This is a genomic window from Steroidobacter denitrificans, assembly GCF_001579945.1.
GTDB lineage: Bacteria > Pseudomonadota > Gammaproteobacteria > Steroidobacterales > Steroidobacteraceae > Steroidobacter > Steroidobacter denitrificans.
Genome location: NZ_CP011971.1, coordinates 2,135,130 through 2,152,360 on the forward strand (window position 1 = coordinate 2,135,130; position 17,231 = coordinate 2,152,360).

Annotated in this window: 16 protein-coding genes; 2 read left to right on the forward strand and 14 right to left on the reverse strand. The window is 63.6% G+C overall.

Annotation, left to right across the window (positions count from 1 at the left end):
* Window positions 1-9 precede the first annotated feature (9 nt).
* Complete coding sequence (locus ACG33_RS09825) at window positions 10-1,251, forward strand: saccharopine dehydrogenase family protein (protein ID WP_066920791.1); 1,242 nt, start codon at window positions 10-12, stop codon at window positions 1,249-1,251.
* A 42-nt stretch (window positions 1,252-1,293) separates the two neighbouring features.
* Here ACG33_RS09825 and ACG33_RS09830 read toward each other — a convergent pair whose 3' ends face one another.
* From ACG33_RS09830 to ACG33_RS09890, 13 genes are all read right to left on the reverse strand, one after another.
* The gene (locus tag ACG33_RS09830) at window positions 1,294-2,334 is read right to left on the reverse strand and encodes a MobA/MobL family protein (RefSeq protein ID WP_066920792.1); all 1,041 of its coding nucleotides are present in this window, start codon (window positions 2,332-2,334) and stop codon (window positions 1,294-1,296) included.
* Window positions 2,301-2,837, reverse strand: coding sequence for a type IV secretion system DNA-binding domain-containing protein (locus tag ACG33_RS17060; protein WP_210398999.1), 537 nt, complete (start codon window positions 2,835-2,837; stop codon window positions 2,301-2,303). The genes ACG33_RS09830 and ACG33_RS17060 overlap by 34 nt, the downstream gene beginning before the upstream one ends.
* Before the next feature lie 24 nt (window positions 2,838-2,861).
* On the reverse strand, window positions 2,862-4,019 hold the full coding sequence (locus ACG33_RS17065; RefSeq protein ID WP_066920795.1) for a type IV secretion system DNA-binding domain-containing protein: 1,158 nt from the start codon (window positions 4,017-4,019) through the stop codon (window positions 2,862-2,864).
* Window positions 4,006-5,121, reverse strand: coding sequence for a P-type DNA transfer ATPase VirB11 (gene virB11 / locus ACG33_RS09845; protein ID WP_083537236.1), 1,116 nt, complete (start codon window positions 5,119-5,121; stop codon window positions 4,006-4,008). Before virB11 ends, ACG33_RS17065 begins: the two co-directional genes overlap by 14 nt.
* A 31-nt stretch (window positions 5,122-5,152) precedes the next feature.
* On the reverse strand, window positions 5,153-6,538 hold the full coding sequence (gene virB10 / locus ACG33_RS09850; protein WP_066920798.1) for a type IV secretion system protein VirB10: 1,386 nt from the start codon (window positions 6,536-6,538) through the stop codon (window positions 5,153-5,155).
* Complete coding sequence (locus ACG33_RS09855; protein WP_066920799.1) at window positions 6,535-7,446, reverse strand: TrbG/VirB9 family P-type conjugative transfer protein; 912 nt, start codon at window positions 7,444-7,446, stop codon at window positions 6,535-6,537. The genes virB10 and ACG33_RS09855 overlap by 4 nt, the downstream gene beginning before the upstream one ends.
* A complete protein-coding gene (locus tag ACG33_RS09860) occupies window positions 7,443-8,189 on the reverse strand; it encodes a virB8 family protein (RefSeq protein WP_066920801.1) in 747 nt (248 codons plus the stop codon). Before ACG33_RS09860 ends, ACG33_RS09855 begins: the two co-directional genes overlap by 4 nt.
* Window positions 8,190-8,511: 322 nt before the next feature.
* A complete protein-coding gene (locus ACG33_RS09865; RefSeq protein ID WP_066920803.1) occupies window positions 8,512-9,471 on the reverse strand; it encodes a type IV secretion system protein in 960 nt (319 codons plus the stop codon).
* 59 nt (window positions 9,472-9,530) lie between these two features.
* Window positions 9,531-10,268, reverse strand: coding sequence for a type IV secretion system protein (locus ACG33_RS09870; protein ID WP_066920806.1), 738 nt, complete (start codon window positions 10,266-10,268; stop codon window positions 9,531-9,533).
* Window positions 10,269-10,388: 120 nt separating this feature from the next.
* Window positions 10,389-12,977 carry a VirB4 family type IV secretion/conjugal transfer ATPase gene (locus tag ACG33_RS16545; protein ID WP_066920808.1) on the reverse strand — a complete coding sequence of 863 codons (2,589 nt, stop codon included), beginning with the start codon at window positions 12,975-12,977 and terminating at the stop codon, window positions 10,389-10,391.
* Window positions 12,971-13,426, reverse strand: coding sequence for a type IV secretion system protein VirB3 (locus tag ACG33_RS09880; RefSeq protein WP_083536693.1), 456 nt, complete (start codon window positions 13,424-13,426; stop codon window positions 12,971-12,973). Before ACG33_RS09880 ends, ACG33_RS16545 begins: the two co-directional genes overlap by 7 nt.
* A 5-nt stretch (window positions 13,427-13,431) precedes the next feature.
* The gene (locus ACG33_RS09885; RefSeq protein WP_066920810.1) at window positions 13,432-13,779 is read right to left on the reverse strand and encodes a TrbC/VirB2 family protein; all 348 of its coding nucleotides are present in this window, start codon (window positions 13,777-13,779) and stop codon (window positions 13,432-13,434) included.
* Between the two features lie 101 nt (window positions 13,780-13,880).
* The gene (locus ACG33_RS09890; protein ID WP_083536695.1) at window positions 13,881-14,342 is read right to left on the reverse strand and encodes a single-stranded DNA-binding protein; all 462 of its coding nucleotides are present in this window, start codon (window positions 14,340-14,342) and stop codon (window positions 13,881-13,883) included.
* 523 nt (window positions 14,343-14,865) lie between these two features.
* Between ACG33_RS09890 and ACG33_RS09900 the strand changes: the two genes are divergently transcribed.
* A complete protein-coding gene (locus ACG33_RS09900; protein ID WP_066920813.1) occupies window positions 14,866-15,306 on the forward strand; it encodes a CopD family copper resistance protein in 441 nt (146 codons plus the stop codon).
* Window positions 15,307-15,334: 28 nt separating this feature from the next.
* Here the strand turns inward: ACG33_RS09900 and ACG33_RS09905 are convergent, their stop codons facing one another.
* Window positions 15,335-17,191, reverse strand: a complete 1,857-nt coding sequence (locus tag ACG33_RS09905; protein WP_066920816.1) for an ABC transporter ATP-binding protein — start codon at window positions 17,189-17,191, stop codon at window positions 15,335-15,337.
* Between the last annotated feature and the right edge of the window lie 40 nt (window positions 17,192-17,231).

A 17,231-nucleotide genomic window follows, 5' to 3' on the forward strand; every position in this document is an offset into this window, starting at 1 on the left:
ACACACGAAATGAAAAAGAATGTTCTGATCATCGGCGCAGGCGGAGTCGCCCAGGTCGTGGCTCACAAGTGCGCACAGAACAACGATGTGCTTGGCGATGTGCATATTGCTTCCAGAACCGTGGAAAAGTGCCGCAAGATCGTCGAATCCGTCCACGAAAAGAAGGCTCTCAAGGTGGACGGCACGCTCGCGGCGCATACGCTCGATGCGCTGGATACCGAGGCCGTCAAGGCGCTGATCCGCTCCACGGGCAGCCAGATCGTGATCAACGTAGGCTCGGCCTTCGTCAACATGTCGGTGTTGTCCGCCTGCATCGACACGGGCGCCGCCTATCTGGATACCGCCATTCACGAAGATCCTCTCAAGATCTGTGAAGCACCGCCGTGGTATGCCAACTACGAATGGAAGCGCCGCGAGGAATGCGCGCGCAAGGGCATCACCGCCGTGCTAGGCGCGGGTTTCGATCCGGGAGTCGTCAACGCCTACGCGGCCCTCGCGCGCGATGAATATTTCGACAAGATCGAATCGGTGGACATCATCGACGTCAATGCCGGTGAGCATGGTCGTTGGTTCGCGACCAATTTCGATCCTGAAATCAACTTCCGTGAATTCACCGGGCAGGTCTGGTCCTGGCAGAACCGCCAATGGGTTTCGAACCAGATGTTCGAAGTCAAGAAGGTGTGGGACTTGCCGGTGGTGGGCGAGCGTACGACCTATATGACCGGCCACGATGAAATTCATTCCTTGTCGAAAAATCTGGACGTGCCGCATGTGCGCTTCTGGATGGGTTTCGGCGAGCGCTACATCACTGTCTTCACGGTGCTGAAGAATCTTGGTCTGCTATCGGAACAGCCCATCACGACCGCCGAAGGCCAGCAGGTCGTGCCGCTCAAGGTCGTCAAGGCCGTACTGCCCGACCCCTCCTCGCTCGCCCCCGAGTACAAGGGCAAGACTTGTATCGGCGATCTGGTCAAGGGCATCAAGGACGGCAAGGAACGCGAAGTGTTCATTTACAACATCGCCGATCACGAGGAAGCCTACAAGGAAGTCGCCAGCCAAGGCATCTCCTATACGGCCGGTGTTCCGGCCGCCGCCGCCGCCATCCTGATCGCCCGGGGAGACTGGGACGTCAAGACGATGGCGAATGTCGAGGAACTGCCGCCACGGCCCTTCCTGGGTCTGCTGGACAGGATGGGATTGCCGACCTGCATCAGGGATGAACAGGGCGAACGTCGGCTTCATTTTGCCTGACGCGCCGCCGTACGAGCAGCGATGGCAGTGCATCACCACGCGTCACAAGGAAAAGTCGTCGCCGCGCCGCGGTCCGGCACTCATGGAGCGCGAACGCTCTTCGCTCGCATTCCTTTGTGCCGCTCCCTGGCCAGTTGCCGCCGACCCGGCGCGCAGGCGCAGCCAGGCCTCACGCGCCTGCCGGCGAATGGTTTGCGGATCCCTGGTATCGGACAGCGCAGCGCTGCGCTCCAGACGGGCCCGCACCCTGGCGTGATAGGCCTCGCGCAAGCGTTCCGCCGCGACACTGCGCACCCCGCGGCGCTCCATCTGGAAGGCGGCGAATGGAATCCTGACCTGCGGCTCCCGGTCGATGCCCTGGGCCTCCAGGGAGCGATGATCGATGCGCACATCGATATGCGCTTCGCGCAATGCCTCGTTCGCCAGATTCGCCCATTGTTCGCGAACCACACGATACTCGTCTCCGCCGGCCGGCAGCCCCAACTGACGTCGCCGGCCCCAACTCATATCCATTCCTGTCTTGGCGCCCAGTCCTCGCTCGGTCAGCTCCCGCGTCGTCGTCAACAGGTGTGCATGGTGATTGCGCGGATCGGCGCCCTCGCGCGGCATATGGACCGCCAGATCGACCGCCACGTTGTAGCGGTCGGCCAGCAGACTCGAGAAATTCCGTGCCAGCACGATGCGCTGCCGAGTATTCAGTTCATACGGTAGCGCCACCATGAATTCGCGCGCGACGCGCGAATCGCTGCGTTGCTCGGCCCATTCCACTGCGTTCCACAAACAGGAGCGGTTGCGCGCCCAGTCCATGTCGGAACCGGATTCATACGCCGCCGCACGCACACCGGTCCGGGTATCGATCCGGGCATGAATTTCGGCAACGGCCCCGTGAGCCTGGACGGGAACGCCGAAGCAAGCAGGCAATACGATCTGCGAGTGATATACATCAAGGCGTGCGGAATGATCGAACCAACGGCTGCTGCGCTCATCGCGGATGCGCTCGCCGGCACGATACGCCGCGGCAGCCGTGGCACGGCGCCCGGCGCTGCGGCTCAGGGACCGAATATCGAGCTGATAGATGGCCATGCGCCCACCTCCTGTGCTGGCTGCCGCGATCCGTTCGGCGGCTGCAGTGCGACCCGTAGCCACTGCGGACGGGAGGCGAACTTCAGATAACCCTGCAGATCCGCCAACTGCTCGATCTGCGAATCCATCACCGCCGGTTCGATGGCGAAGTGTTCGGCACGCGTCGTCGAGCCCGTCCACTGTGCCGAATGACGCGTGTGCGACACCGATATGCGCCGGATCTCGCGCTGTCCGATGAGCCGTGATGCAAAGTGAGAGGTGCCGCCATGCTCGCTGCCCGAACAGCGCAGAATGAGCGTGTTGCCGCAATTCTCCACGATGGTCTGCGCCTCGCCGGCGCCATAGGTGCTCGACACCTGGGCGATGGATTGGAAACCCAGCACGCAGCGGCCGCCGAATTTGCGCAGCCGCGCCAGCGCGTCCTTCAATCCATCGATCTGGCCGATCGCATCGAGTTCATCCACGACGAACCACAGACGCTGATCGCCTTCCCCTTGATTCATGGCTTCAAAGATGGCGAGCCGCATTCAGGCCGATACCGCCGAACGCAAGGCGGCGATCTGGCCGGCCCGATAGGGAATGAACAACACGCCCGAGCCGTCCACAGCCGCCCCCGCGACCTCCCGTGTCACTCCCCGTGCCACCCCCCTTGCTACCCCCCTTGCTACCCATTGCCGCACCGAGAAGGGCTGCGCATCCTGTGCGGCGACATGCTCCAATGCATCGACCGCCGAGCTGGTGACCGAACGGATCGAGTCGAACATGCGCCCGTTGTGCTCCTCCAGAAAGGGCTGTGCCGGCGTCCCGGCCACCAGGCCTTTGAGCTCCGCAGTATCGGCGCTCACCAGCAGACGATAGAGTTCGGCCGTGTCACTTATGCCCGCGGCGTGCGCCTGGCGCGTCACGGCGCAAAAGAACGTGCGTGCATATGCTCGCCAACTCCGATCCGGACCGCCATGATCGGGGATCAAGGAACGTGCCAGTTGATCGATGTCGTAGCTGGTCTGGATTTCTCCGAATAGATCCCACTTCACCGAAGCCGGCTCGAAGGGGTTGAGAATCACATCCCCGCGCCGCGGATCATGAAAACGCCGGAGGTAGCCGCCATCCGGATCGGCGATCACCGCGCGGTCCCCGCGGGCAAGCGCCCCCTGCAATAGTTCGCGAATCGCCGTGCTTTTGCCGGTACCCGTGGTGCCGATCAGCTTGAAATGCTTGGTCTCATCCATCGGCGCCAGCGCAAACCCGGCCAGGGTGACCGGTGTATTTCGCTCTGCCCGGGCGCGAGAGTGCGCGGCGCGCTCCTCGATGATCGTGCCGCGATGATGCCGGTCTACCCCGGCCTCGCCGCCGCGTGCCCAGCGCAGGCCGCCGGCGTAGCCCACACCGGCGCTCAAACAGATGCCCACCGAGAGCGACCACAGGCTGCTGCCGGACAAGGGGGGCAGAAACGAACCGACAGCGGCCAATCCGGCTGCGGTCACGCCGGTCAAGGGCGCCGCCAGGAGCGGCGAGAGCAGCCAACGGCGCCAGGATGCCCGGGCACGCATCAACCCCACCAGCATGGGGCCCTGAACGCTGGCATAGGCCAGCGCCAGCGCCGGCCCGCCGCGCAGCTGTGCAGCCCACTCGGCCATGCCGGTCAATCCTGCACCGAACACCGCCGAGGTTTCAGGGATGAGCATCGACCTGTTCCTGTCGAGCGCCCCGGATGCGGCGACGGCGCTCGCAGCGGCGGCAAGAGCGTGTACCTGCCGCCGCCGCGGCATATTTGCGCCGGGGCTCATACCAGATCTCGCGAATGAAACGCTCCTGGCGCTCCACCGCGCACTGAATGACCACATCCACCAGCATGTACAGCAGACTCTTGATGGCGCCTCTGGCGAGCGAACGTCCGCCACGACTTTGCTTGACCAGCAATACGAGCTGTTCGAAGGCCAGTTCGGCGCTGCCGGCATGGATGCTGGTAATGGATCCGGGATGTCCCGAGTTGACGTTACGCAGGTAGTCGAAGGCCTCTTCGGCACGCAACTCGGCCAGCAAGATCCGGTCCGGTCTCATGCGCAAACAGGATTCCAGCAATTGTCGCGGCACCACCCGCGCCAGTCCCTGATCCTCCTTGCTGTAGAACAGCCTGACATGATTGGGATGGCGATCGAGCACCAGTTCGCGCGCATCCTCGATCGTTACCAGACGTTCCTGCGGCGGAATCTCCTGGATCAACGCCTTGGTCAACGTGGTCTTGCCCGAGCCGGTCGGTCCCGATACCAGGATGTTCTTGCGGCTGCGCACGGCCAAACGCATGAAGGCTTCGTAGCTGCGCGCGGCAAGCAGTTTCTGCAAGTGGGTTTCCGTGTCATCGGGCGCATCGTCTGCACTCCGGGTGGCGCGAAACATTCCGCGGCCCGCCAGCTCGCCGACGGACCACACTTCCTCGGCCGGGCGGCGCAAGGTGATGGCGACGCAACCCGGGGTGGTTGCCGGCGGAATGACGATTTGCACCCGCTCCCCGCTGGGTAGCGAGGCGCACAACAACGGAGAGGTTGCATCGACGCGCTGACAGGTGGCATTTGCAACCAGCTTGGCAAAGCGCAGGCACCAGTCGAAATCCGCGAACGCAAGTATCTCGCGACACCATCCCGAGCGAGTCTCGATGAAGGCCTCGCCGGGCCGATTGATGCACAGCTCCGTCACCTCCCGGTTCGCCAACAAAGGACGCAGCGCATCGAGCGTATGATCCAGGGAGGAGAATGCCGCCCTGGATTGCGGCCGCTGCACGGCAGGCATGGCACATCCGCGGTCGGTACCTGCCTTCATGTCACCCCTCCCCAGCCGCACCGGGTTCATACGCAGGCGACTGCGGGCGTTGCCGGCGCACCTGCAGGTCATAGACCGTGCTGAAATCCAGATCGCGCGCGACCAGCACCTGGATGCGCTCGCCCTGTGCCTTGGTAATGGTGGGTGGGATATCGATCGTCCCTCTGAGCACCTCGGTGAGGATGTCGCGCGAGGAAGAAGGGTTGTAAATGACCGTTGCATTGCCGGAACCGGCAGACTGCACCGCCGCCTGCATGGCGCCATCGATCATCGAGATCAGGATCGCGGCGCCGAACCGGTCCCAGAAATGCCGCTCGACCTTGCCGGGCAATCCGGAGCGCCCCAACTCATCGGTGCCCGGAGAGTCCAGGGCGACGACTACGCCGGTCGGAGTGCGTGCCTCGGTCCAGACCACGAACACGCGCGCGGCGCCCTGGCGGACCTGCCCTCGAGTTTCCCCGACCAGCTTCGTGCCGCGCTCCAGCAGTACGACCTTGCCATCCGCGCCGAAGGTATCGATCGCGGTGATGCAAGTGGTCATGCCGGGAAGCGTGGAATCGATCGCCGTCTCCAGGGTGCAATCGATGAACGCTCCCTTGGGCAGCAGCAGCCTGCGGGTCGGCAACACTTGGGCACGGACCACGGCGGCGACATCGTGCCGCAGCAGCTGGCTCATGGCGCCGGATTCCCTGCCCCTTGCAGACGATGCGTCGTCGGCGCGCAGACTGCCGCCATCCGGGTCATCGAAAGGATCTGCCGCGGCGCCCCGCGCAGAACGAAGCATGAACGGCGCGCCGGCCAGTCGACGCTCCAGCGCACGGCGCGCCGGCGTCATGGTCTCGGCAGCGCATGATCCAGCCTCCGGGAGGCAGGCCATTCCCACCGTTCCCGCAGTCGCCTCCAGCGCCATGCGCGGCAGGGAACCCAGGTCGATCCCGTTGTCGCCAGATGGATGCGCCGTCTCTGCGGCATGGGCAACGGCCACCATGCGCGGCGGTTCGATGGGCGCCAGCGGCGGCAGGCTCGGCGTATCGATCAGTTCCGCCGAGGCCGGCGCCTGGGCGTGCGCATGCCGGGTGATCACTCGTGTGTAATACCAGCCCAGCAGACCCAGTCCCATGGCGATCATCAAGGCCGCGCTCATCATGCTGCTGGTTCGCGACTGCAGAGAAACGGCCTGGCTGACGGACGGCGTGCCTCGTTCGCCCGCGACAAAACCGCGCCGGATCCAACCGGATGCTGCCGACTGCGTCTCGGGCTGCGGCGGCCGGCCGGAACCTGGTAAACCGGAGCCTGGCGAAGCCGCCTGCGCGCCGTGTTCTCCGGCCGGTTCTGGAGCCGTGAATCCATCGGTCTGGAGCTTCGGATCCTGGTCGGCCGGATTCATGGCCGCGCGCTCCGCGTCGAGCGAGTCACCTCGGCGGCTACCGTACCGGACTGCAATCGCTCACTGGTACCGCCGAAACGCTTGTTGACGATGCAGCCGGCGAGCTTTCCGCGCCGAACGATGAGCCGCCGGACGACGCGATGCAGTATCACGTCGCTCGCGTCCATGCTGAAATTCAATAGCGACTCTGTTCCATCGTCGTTGCGAACGAAGATCGCCGGCTGCTCGGAGCGCGCGCCGAAGCGCAGGCGCGTGTGGATACCGTCGTCGGACGCGGCATCGGGCCTCAGGGCAGGATGACCGCAGTACCAATAATCCAGATTGACCGCGCGGACACTGTTGCGCAGTTTGGCATCCGTATCGCCAGCCTCACGCGGCACACCGCCGGACGGACGGTTCGCCGGCCGCCCGGAGGAGTCTTCCCCGATGGCGGACGGATAAGCGAAGCGCAGCACATAGGTCACCTCTTCCCGGGCGGGATCGGGCGGCCTGCTGCCGGCAACATAATCGAATTGATAATGGCGCCGGTTGGTCAAAACCGTCAAATTGGTGCGAACCTGCGTCGCGCCGGGCTTGAGAAACAAATGATTGTCCTGCGCACTGAACGACAGCCCTTCCAGATCGCCGGCGCCCAGACCGATGAAATATTCACCGGCCTCGAACTGCAGGTCGATCTGGTAGCCGACATGGCCTAGAAGACGGTAGACCTGATCATCGCTGTAGACAGCGGTGCGAATCCGGCTATCGAGCCGGCCCCGGCTCGGCCAGGCCTCGGCGGCCGCCTCGTAGGCGCTCAGGCACATGCCGAACAGCAGGATGGCGCCCAGAAAACCTCCCGGCGCCGCAAGGCGATACACCCGGCGCAGCCTGCGGCGCGGCGCCGACCCCGGACTTGGAGACGCGATCATGATGTCTCTCCGCCGGCTGCGGCTGTAGATACGGCCGGCGATGCATCGCGCGGGCGCGCCAGCACTTCCGGCTCAGCGACGAACTCCATGATCTTGAAACCCAGCGGATTCCATCGGCGTGCACGGGGATCCTTCGGCACCTTGCCATAGGTGTATTGCAGTGTCGCAATCCAATGAGTGAACTGCGCCTGGCTGCCGTTGCCCGGGCGCTGTGCCTTGACGTAGCGCACTTGCGCCAGGTCCGTCACGCCGCTGCCGCGCTCGAAAAAACTGATGGACTCCACCTGCGTGTGCACCGTGCCGCCGTCCTTGTGGACGTTGAGCGGCGAATCGGGATTGGTCAGGCTCCATTGCGAGGACCATTGCTGATTACGCCGGGCTGCATGGAACGCACCGCATTCCTCATAGTCGCTTTCGGCCGTGGCAAAATTGAATCGCTCGCACACCCTGATGTAGTGCGATAGAAAATAACGGGTCACCGCCTCGTCCATGGTCGCCTCACCCGTATACACCGGTACGACATCGACGATGCCGGTGCTCTTGTCCATCCGTACCACGAAAGGTTCGACGCGTTTGAGCGGCATCAGCAGCATCAATGCCGCAGCAGCGGAAATCGCGCATATCCACCCCGCACCTGCCACCCTCCAGGCCACGCGTGCATCGCGCCGCAATGAGGCGGCACGGTCCTGGTCCCAGGACATCGCGTTCCTGAAATAATCCTGCAGCGGCTCATCCGCCTTCATGGCTGATCCGACACGCGGCTTACCGCCCGCACCGTCCTTTCATCCCGCCTGTCGAACGTAGCGGCGGCCGGCGCCGAGCCAGTGCCGGATCTTTCCGCGGCCGGCGTTGCGGGCGGGTTGATCGGCCGCAGCGCGCGTTCGCATTGAGGCGCAGGCGATGCACAACCGCCGGCCATCCATAGACTCAGAAACATGGGCGTACAAAGGTTCATCCCGCGCCGGCGCGGCCTCCCCCCGGAAAGCCTGGCGATCCATGTCCTAATCATCGGCATCCCTCCTTGTTGGACCTGCAGCCGCCCTCAGCCGGCGTTCCCGGCATTCTTCATCCACTCCGACGCCAGGCCGCCGCCGGCGATTTCGGCTGGACGGCGCCGCTTCGTGCTCCATCGCCCAGCTGCATCGCCACGGCGCCGGCACCGCTCATCAATGCCGTACCTCGATGCATGCTCCAGGCGGCGAGCCGGCTCATGCTGCCGAAGGTGCTGAGCGCCACTCCGCTGGCCAGCCCTGCCGCGACCGGCATTACTTGACGCATCAAAAGAAACACCAGGGCGGCCACCAGCACCATGTTCAAGGCATCGACGGTAACGATCGTGTCGCCGCGCGCGGCGGTCTGCTCGGCGTAGGATTGAACGATCTGCAGCATCAACGCCGCGACCAGCACCGTCATGATGGTGATCAAGGCATAGTTGGCGAGTTGCGCCAGCCAGGCATGAAAAAACCGGCGCGTAGCATCGAAAAACAGCATGGCAATGAACAACGGCCCCAAGGCCAGCAATACCGCCAGTGCGACACTGGACAAGGCGATCAGAAACATGGTGTAGATGCACAACAACCCCATGAGCACCCACACCACCGCACCGGCGACGTAGTATCCGACATCGCCGCTGAAGACTCCGCCGTTGTCCCACAGAAATGCGGCGACCGCACCGCCCCGCGCCCAGATCGTATCGATGACGGACACCGGATCGGAGGTGCCCGCGACCGCCGCCGCCAGCTGCGCCGGTGCCTGGTAGAACGTGTTGACGATCAACGTGTTGTAAAGCCACAGCCGCAACGACACCGCCATGACCACGACCAGGGTGATGATGCGTTTCAAGCCCGTGAGGAGCGGGGCTTCCAGCTGGCCGGTAAGCTGCAGATAACCCCAGATCATCACATACACTACAGCGACGGTGACGATGGCCGGCTCCAGAGCACCGGCGACCCGCGCTGTGTTCTCGCCGATGTAGCCGGCAAGTTGTGCATTCAACCATACCCAGAATGTTGCGAAGAATCCCATGGAAACTCACCCGGTATTACATCAGCCTCGTTCCGTGAGGGTCGATACCGCATCAGGTGTCACGGCGAGGGAAAAGAATCGGGTGTCGGCTGAAAACGCCGTTCGAATCGGCCATGTCCGGCAATCACGTTTTCCCGCTGTCGCTGGCGATCCACCAGTGTCTGGGCATGCGCCGCCTGGTAGAGCGTCTGCAGCTTGTTCTGCTCGTTCTGCAGCATGCCCTGTTCCGCGCCGATACGCGCCTGCAGGTCCAGGATGGCCTTCGGATCGGCTGCATCGGGAATCGCATCGATCAGACGCTGGAGCGACAGGAACCGGCCGCTGATCGTTGCCAGCGCCTCATGCGTCAGCACCTGCAGCACCGCGGCTGACCAGCGCACCGCCTCGATGTGTTCGCGCGTGTTGCCCGGAAAATCTGCCAGCCGGGCCTCGGGCAGCAGCGTATTGGCAGCGAGCGTCTGGCGCAAATGAAGGGAGAGCGACGTATACGCCGGCTCTCCCGACGACAAAAGCGCCTGGATCTGACGCCAATCCTCTGGCAGATAGTTGCGCTCCGTACCGGCCAGAAGCCGCTCCATGCCGCGCGTGCCGTGCAGGGATCGCAGCTGTTCTTCGGCGCGCGCCAGATGATCGCGCGCGGTCGAAAGCTGATCCTGCAGCATGCGCGCCTGGGTGATGAGCTGGGACACGGAGGCTGTGTCGATGACCGACAGCTGCGCATCCGCGGCGGGCGTACCCAGCAGGCATACAGCACACAAACCCAGGTGGAAATGAACGGTACGGCGCTGTTTCGGCATGAGATCCTCCCTGACCCGTCACGGCAATGAAACATCCCTGAGTGAAACAGGCAGCGCGGCGCATGCGCACGGTATCCCGCGAGGCAGCGCCGATGCTGCGGTTTGATCATGTCGATGCTTCTATTCATGCGCAGCATTTGTCGCCATGAACGCCGGCAGCCATCGTCCGGGCGCGGCGCCGCGCGCGGCGATGAGCCGCTGCATGTATTCCAGCTGCCCGGCCCGGCCGGAAATCACCGCCAATTCCGCATCGAAACCCTTGAGGTCCAGCTGGCACACGACACCATGGCGTCCCTGCTTGACCAGGAACATCCGCGAGCCGGGTTCCAGCCCTTCCTTGATGAGCAGATGCTCCCGTCCGCTGAGGCCGAACCCCTCCAGGTGCTCCACCTCGCTGGCGTTCGGATTGGGGAAGTACACCTTGGTCGGCGTCTGTTCGATGATCGTACGGCTGATCGGACTGCTCAATACATCGCTGGCGCTCTGGGTCGCCAGACACATCACGGCATTCAGCTTGCGCCAGGTTTTCGGTCCATCCTTGGCGAAGCTTTCGAATGCGGGATCGGCGAGCAGCCGCCAGAATTCGTCCATCCAGCACACCAGCCGGCGGCCGTCCAGGAGCCGGCGCACCAGGTGAAACAGATAAAGAGTGACCGGCGCACGCGTCAGCTCATGATCCAGAAACTCGGTGACATCGAACCCGATGAGCGCCTGGGCATCCAGGCGCGCCACGACCGTATCCCGCGCATTGTCGAAGACCCAGGCATAGTCGCCATGGCCGGCCTCGCACCAGCGCGCCAGGCGCGCATGGACCCCTTCCGGATCCGTGGGGTCCAGGAACTCGATCAGCCGGGACAGACGCCTTGCACGCGGTGCCAGCGCCAAGGTGCCGCGCAGCGCCTGATCGAGATCCGCCTGCTCGCGTGCGCTGAGCGCCTGCCCGGGCGCACGGCGCACCAGCATGCGCAGCCATCCTTTCAGGAACTCCAAGTGGTCCTCGAACGGCGTGAGCTGCAGCGGATTGAAACCCGTCGGCCTGCCGTTTCTCAAGGGCAGATATTCACCGCCCATGGCGCGCACCAGTATCTCCAGCCCTCGATCCTTGTCGAAGATGATCTGAGTCGCCCCCTGGCGCTGGAGCATCGCCACCAGGAAGCCGATGAGCACCGTCTTGCCCGAACCGGTCGGACCGCAGATGAACGTATGCCCCGTATCCTTGCGGCTGCCGCCATCGGGCTCCCTGGGATCACTGGCGTGCAACGAGAAATAGTAGGGAGAACGTGCGCGGGTCATGAGCAGCGTGAGCGCATCCCCCCAATGGTTTCCGGCGGCGCGGCCGGCCGGGTAGTTGTGGAACGGAACCATCGCCGCAAAATTATGCGAGGTGATCGGCGCCTTCCTGGGACGCAGCGGAAAATTGCCGGGCAGTTGCGCCCAGAAGGCCGGTTCCAGCGCCAGATCCTCGCGCGCCACCGTCATGCCGGTGTCGGCAAGAATACTGCGCGCCAGGGCGATGTGATCGTTCAAGACGCCGAGTTGGCGGGATGCCAGGCCGCACGGCGTCCCCTGGCCGAGCGCCCTCTTCCGACGTCCTGTAACGCGGCGTGCGCCGTAAGGGACGGGAGCGTTTGGCGTGCGATATGCCGATCCTTGTTCGCAAGTCTGCTCCGCGGAGGCATCGGCCAGTACCTGCAGCGAAAAATGGTGATCGCCCATGACAAACTCGTTGCTGGTCAGCGCATCCAGCGCCTCCTGCAGCAACGCCGCCTGCGATACGGCGAAATCCCCAGCATTCGCCATGCGAAGATACTGGCGCTGCAGCACTCCTTGCGCGGCCGCTTTGCTGAGAAATGCGAATGACTGCGTCAGCACGAACGGAAACGGCGCTGCGAGCAGCCGGTTGTACATGCCGGCGACACAGGGCGTCGAGTATTCCTTGATGCCGAGCATGGCGCCGAAGCGGGTCCGCGTAGGCGTGCGATACTCGATCGTCTCGGCGCCGAACAACAGCCGGCTCGTCGCCAGCACCTCATCGAGCGGCGCTGTGGGAAGCGGCATGCGCTGCGATTCGCCATTCACCAGCAGCCCGAGATACTCCAGCAGGGAAGAACATCGCCGGCCCTCCGCCATATAGGTACCCAGCAGTTCGGGCTCGTAGCGGGACAGCGAGGCCAGCAGTATGCGAGCGAGTTTTCCGCAGGCGTCCAGCGCATCCATCAACGCCAGGTGCGATTCGCCCGGCTGCCCTCGAGACAATATTCGGGCCGCGGCACTGCTCGCCAGGTCCGCGGCGGGCCGATAAACGACCGCCAAGAACAATTCATTCATCATCAGAGCCTCACCCGCCAGGTATTCCTGGTACTTGCGGCTCAGTGCATCGGCAAAGCCGGATTCCGCGGCGAGCGTTCCTGCAGCACCTTGCGCCTGCCGGCCGCGCAGGGTGTCGCGCTCGCGGCGCCGAATCACATGAGTCCACAAGGCCACCTGGGGACTGGCGATGTTGCGCCACAGAACATTGAGGCGTTCATGCCAGGCGTTGATCTGCTCATCATCGGCGCTTTCGAAACTGGCGCCGCCGATGCGAAAGGCCTGCAGATAGTCTCCGAACGAGGTTCTCAGGACATGCTCGGAGACATGGGCGCTGAACGGAATGCGCTCCGCGGCCATGCGCTCACGCCTCCATGCGGTCTTCCGGGCTGCTCTCAACATGACGGCGCTCCTTCGCCGGCACGCCGGCGGATCGGACCGCAAGAGGATGCCGCATCCCAGTCCACGATCCGTCCGCTCATTACCTGAGCCGGCATGCAGCGAAGGCGAAGGCGAAGGCGGCCGCGCGCGTCCGGCAAATCGATTTCCAAGGGGCTGTAACTACCGGCCTGCCAATAGCGCAGATTGCCGAGCAAGGCAGGCAGACGCACGCGCCCCCACAGCACGATCAGATCGAAGTACCTGGCATCCCGTGCGCACAACAACATGCAAAGGCCATGGATCGGGATGCTCAATAGCAGAGTCAACAGGTTCCTGGTGAGCAGGAACACCTCCATGGTGAAAACGAGATTGAACAGCAGCGCGGCATAGGTCACGCCCCAGCGCATGGGAGGCCGCGTCGCCGCCACGAACAGCGGCACGGCAGTCAGACCGGCATTACGAGTTTCCATGAGCGCTACACCCCGAACATGCCGCGTACCCAGGTCACGATCTGGGGTGCGCCAAAGGCGATGGCGATACCCAGAATGGCCGCAATGCACCATGCCCATGAAATACGATTGGCCATCGCCATGGCGCCGAGCGCCATCACCAGGATGATGGCGATCGGCGTCAGCCACGCCAGGATGTTCGCCTGCAGCGCGGTTGCTCCGGTCAGGAAGGGCGATGTTTGCGAAAACGCCGGCAGAGACACCGAAAACAGCACCGCCGCCAGCGCGGCACACCAGCCGCGGCGGCGTGGATCCGGATGACGAAAAACGATGCGACAGACATCGAGGCAAATGGATTCGAAACCATCTTTCATGACCAACCTTCCTTGTCCGAGACGAACCTTCCTTGTTCGATATGACTGCCGGCTTGCCGGCTTGCCGGCTTGCCGGCGGAATCCGGTGGATCGATCGATAATCAGGCTGAGGCGCGATCCAAGTGCTCGCGCCGGGCATCCAGTTCCCCGCGCTTCATTCTTCCCGGCGCACCGAACCGGAAACCCTGTACGACGAACGAATAGTCGTACTGTTTTTCGCCGTGACGATCGATCCAATTGTTGGCCCGGATACGGGCATCGATGATGAGCTGATCGCCCTTGCGCGCATTCCGGGCAATGGCCTCGCCGAGCGTTCCAAATGCCACGAACCACACGCTCGTGACGGCCTCGCGCACGCCGCCGCCCTCGTCCCTGCCGGCATAGTCGTTGCCCACGAGGCAGAAGCGTGTATAGAGGGTATCCTCCCTGGCGGCAGGCTCCCTGGTCGTATCGTTCCTGGCCGTATCGCTTCCGGCCGTGTCGCCTTTGGCCGTATCGCTTTTGGCGATCAGTTCCGGATCGGCAGCCAGGTTACCGATCGCCGTCAAAGTGAAGCTGTTCATACCAAATCCTCCGTGAAGCCCCGTAGCGGCAAAAATCCGTTTCCCTTCCGGATGTTTCCTCATCCGGCGATCGCACTGAAGTCGATAACCCGGCGAACCGCTCGCAAGCAGTCTACTCGCTACAGATGACAGGGGAAGTCGATTTGACTGCGAATTCGACCAGAAACATCCACTGGACAAACATCTCGGGCAGGTATATGCGGCCGGTGCATGGCGATCTTCCAACCACAGGCAACCGCGGATACGCACCGCTTGGGACCCGGAACGACACCGCGCCCCTGTTCCAATGCCCGCGCCTTCGTGTATCGTCGCTTTCGCGCGCGGCTTACCGCATCGCCCAGGAGACATGGATGTCGATATTCGAAACGGATCCTGTCTCGGAATGCATCGACACAATCGACGAGTTCATCACCACGACGCTCGCAACAAGAAACTCCGCAGATTTCACGGCAGTGGCCAACTCGATCGTGGATCCTTGGAAGTCATCGGACGACGCGGACACTGACAGATCCGGAAATTCCACATGAGCTACCTGCTGCTGCTTATCCTGCACCTGCTTGCCGCCATCGCCTTCATCGGTACGGTGTTTTTCGAAGTCGTCATGCTCGAGGGCATACGCAGGCATCTGCCGCGCGAAACCATGCGCGAGGTGGAGCGGGCGATCGGCAATCGCGCCGTGCGCATCATGCCCTTCGTCCTGCTGGTGCTCTATGTTGCCGGCTTCGGGCTGGCCTGGCGGCATCACGGCGCGCTCTTCCAACTGCAGCACAACAGTTTCGGACTGCTGCTGGCGATCAAGATCCTGCTGGCCCTCAGCGTGCTCGGCCATTTCGCCGCCGCCATGATCTGGCGGCGGCAAGGCCGCCTGGGCGGACAGCGCTCGCGGCGGCTGCATCTGAGCGTCTTCACTCATGTCATCGTCATCGTGCTCCTGGCGAAAGGCATGTTCTATCTGCAATGGTGAGCGCTCGGCGGCAGGTGTTCTCCAGGCACTAGCGATAGCCGGCCGCCTGCAGCTCGAACAGCTCGGCGTAACGTCCCTGCTGCGACACGAGTTCTTCGTGCGTGCCCGCCGCTTCCACCTGCCCATCGGCCAGCACCAGGATGCGATCGGCCATGCGCACGCTGGAGAAGCGGTGCGAGATCAGGATCGCCGTCTTGTTGTCGCTGAGTTCCTTGAACCGCTTGAACACTTCGTACTCCGAGCGGGCATCCAGTGCCGCGGTGGGCTCATCCAGGATCAGCACCGCCGCCTCGCGCATGTAGGCGCGGGCGATGGCAATCTTCTGCCATTCCCCACCGGATAGCTCGACGCCGTTCTTGAAGCGCTTGCCGATCATTTGCTCGTAGCCGCCGGGCAGCCTGGCGATTACCTCGTCGGCCTGGCTGCGCGAGGCGGCCCGCTCGATCCGCGCGCGATCGTGCCGTGCGTCGATGCGCCCGACGGCGATGTTGTCGGCGGCGCTCAGGTTGTAGCGCACGAAATCCTGGAAGATGACGCCCATACTGCCGCGCAGCGCCTCCAGGTCGTATTCGCGCAGATCGTGCCCATCCAGCAGGATGCGGCCTTCATCGGGATCGTAAAGACGGGTGAGAAGCTTCACCAGGGTGGTTTTTCCCGCACCGTTTTCCCCCACCAGCGCCACCACCTCTCCGGCACGCAATGAAAAGCTTAAATCGCGCACGGCCCAACGCTCGGCGCCGGGATAGCGGAAGCCGACACCCTCGAAAACGAAGCCTGCGCGGATCGGCCGGGGAAACGATCGCGCATGCTGCGGCGACAGAATTTCCGGTTCGACCTCGAAAAACGTGAACAGGTCATCCAGGTACAGCGCCTGTCCCGCCGTGGTGGAAAAGCTCGACAACAATCCTTCCAAGAGATTGCGCAAGCGCCGGAACGAGCCGGCCAGGAAGGTCAGGTCGCCGATCGAAAACACCCCCGCCAAGGTGCGCCAGGCGATGAAGGCATACGCGCAGTAGTAGCCTGCCGTGCCGATCGCCGCAAACAGCCCGCCCCAGCCTGCCCGCCGGCGCGCCAGCCGGCGATTGGCCGCATAAAACGCCGTGGCCAGCTGGGTGTAGCGATCGATCAGAAAACCGTGCAGCCCGAAGATCTTCACTTCCTTGGCGGTTTCGGCGCTGGCCGCGGTCTGGCGCACATAGTCGAGTTCACGCCGCTGCGGCGTGCGTGCATAGTCGAGCGAATAGCTTTGCGCATTGAAATGCGCCTCGCCCAGAAAGGCCGGCACCAAGGCCAGCAGCAACAATACGATGAGCCAGGGTGCATAGATGATCAGGCCGGCGGCGAAGCTGACCACCGTGACGATATCCTGGGCCTGGCCCAGCAACTGGCCCAGCAGGGACATGCGCCCGCTGGTCTGGCGCCGCGCACGCTCCAGCCGGTCCTGGAACTCCGCATCCTCGAAGTCTTCCAGATCCAGCGTGGCGGCATGCTGCATCAGGCGAATGCTCGAGGCATTGGAGACGCGTTCCGAGAGCAGGCTATCGATGAGCGAGACGACCCGTCCGAGCACATCCGACAGGACGGCCAGCGCAAACTCGATCAGCAGCAGCAGGCCCAGCCCGGTCGCCAGGCCGCTGTCCAGCCATCCCTGCAGCGTCCCCGGCTTGTTGGACAGCTGCACCAGCAGGACCACCTCGTCGATGATCAACTTGCCGACATAAAGCGTCGCGACCGGCAGCAGCGCTCTACACAGGCGCAGCACCAGCGAGGCCGCCGTCAGAGATGGGCTGGTGCGCCAGACCATCGACAAGAACGGCCCCAGGTTCTTGAGTGCTCCCAGCCGCTCCCGAAAAGAGCGAACCTGCGGCAACGGCGGCCCATGCATCCGCGCCGTACTTCCCGGAGACACCCGGCCCCCATGGCTA

Coding starts and splice junctions, on each gene's coding strand:
- ACG33_RS17060 (WP_210398999.1), bottom strand. CDS start 2,837: ATGAATCAAGGGGAAGGCGATCAGCGTCTGTGGTTCGTCGTGGATGAA.
- ACG33_RS09880 (WP_083536693.1), bottom strand. CDS start 13,426: ATGGAAACTCGTAATGCCGGTCTGACTGCCGTGCCGCTGTTCGTGGCG.
- ACG33_RS16545 (WP_066920808.1), bottom strand. CDS start 12,977: ATGTTGAGAGCAGCCCGGAAGACCGCATGGAGGCGTGAGCGCATGGCC.
- ACG33_RS09860 (WP_066920801.1), bottom strand. CDS start 8,189: ATGAAGGCGGATGAGCCGCTGCAGGATTATTTCAGGAACGCGATGTCC.
- ACG33_RS09825 (WP_066920791.1), top strand. CDS start 10: ATGAAAAAGAATGTTCTGATCATCGGCGCAGGCGGAGTCGCCCAGGTC.
- ACG33_RS17065 (WP_066920795.1), bottom strand. CDS start 4,019: ATGCTCATCCCTGAAACCTCGGCGGTGTTCGGTGCAGGATTGACCGGC.
- ACG33_RS09900 (WP_066920813.1), top strand. CDS start 14,866: ATGAGCTACCTGCTGCTGCTTATCCTGCACCTGCTTGCCGCCATCGCC.
- ACG33_RS09865 (WP_066920803.1), bottom strand. CDS start 9,471: ATGGGATTCTTCGCAACATTCTGGGTATGGTTGAATGCACAACTTGCC.
- ACG33_RS09830 (WP_066920792.1), bottom strand. CDS start 2,334: ATGGCCATCTATCAGCTCGATATTCGGTCCCTGAGCCGCAGCGCCGGG.
- ACG33_RS09870 (WP_066920806.1), bottom strand. CDS start 10,268: ATGCCGAAACAGCGCCGTACCGTTCATTTCCACCTGGGTTTGTGTGCT.
- ACG33_RS09885 (WP_066920810.1), bottom strand. CDS start 13,779: ATGAAAGATGGTTTCGAATCCATTTGCCTCGATGTCTGTCGCATCGTT.
- virB11 (WP_083537236.1), bottom strand. CDS start 5,121: ATGCCTGCCGTGCAGCGGCCGCAATCCAGGGCGGCATTCTCCTCCCTG.
- ACG33_RS09905 (WP_066920816.1), bottom strand. CDS start 17,191: ATGCATGGGCCGCCGTTGCCGCAGGTTCGCTCTTTTCGGGAGCGGCTG.
- ACG33_RS09855 (WP_066920799.1), bottom strand. CDS start 7,446: ATGATCGCGTCTCCAAGTCCGGGGTCGGCGCCGCGCCGCAGGCTGCGC.
- ACG33_RS09890 (WP_083536695.1), bottom strand. CDS start 14,342: ATGAACAGCTTCACTTTGACGGCGATCGGTAACCTGGCTGCCGATCCG.
- virB10 (WP_066920798.1), bottom strand. CDS start 6,538: ATGAATCCGGCCGACCAGGATCCGAAGCTCCAGACCGATGGATTCACG.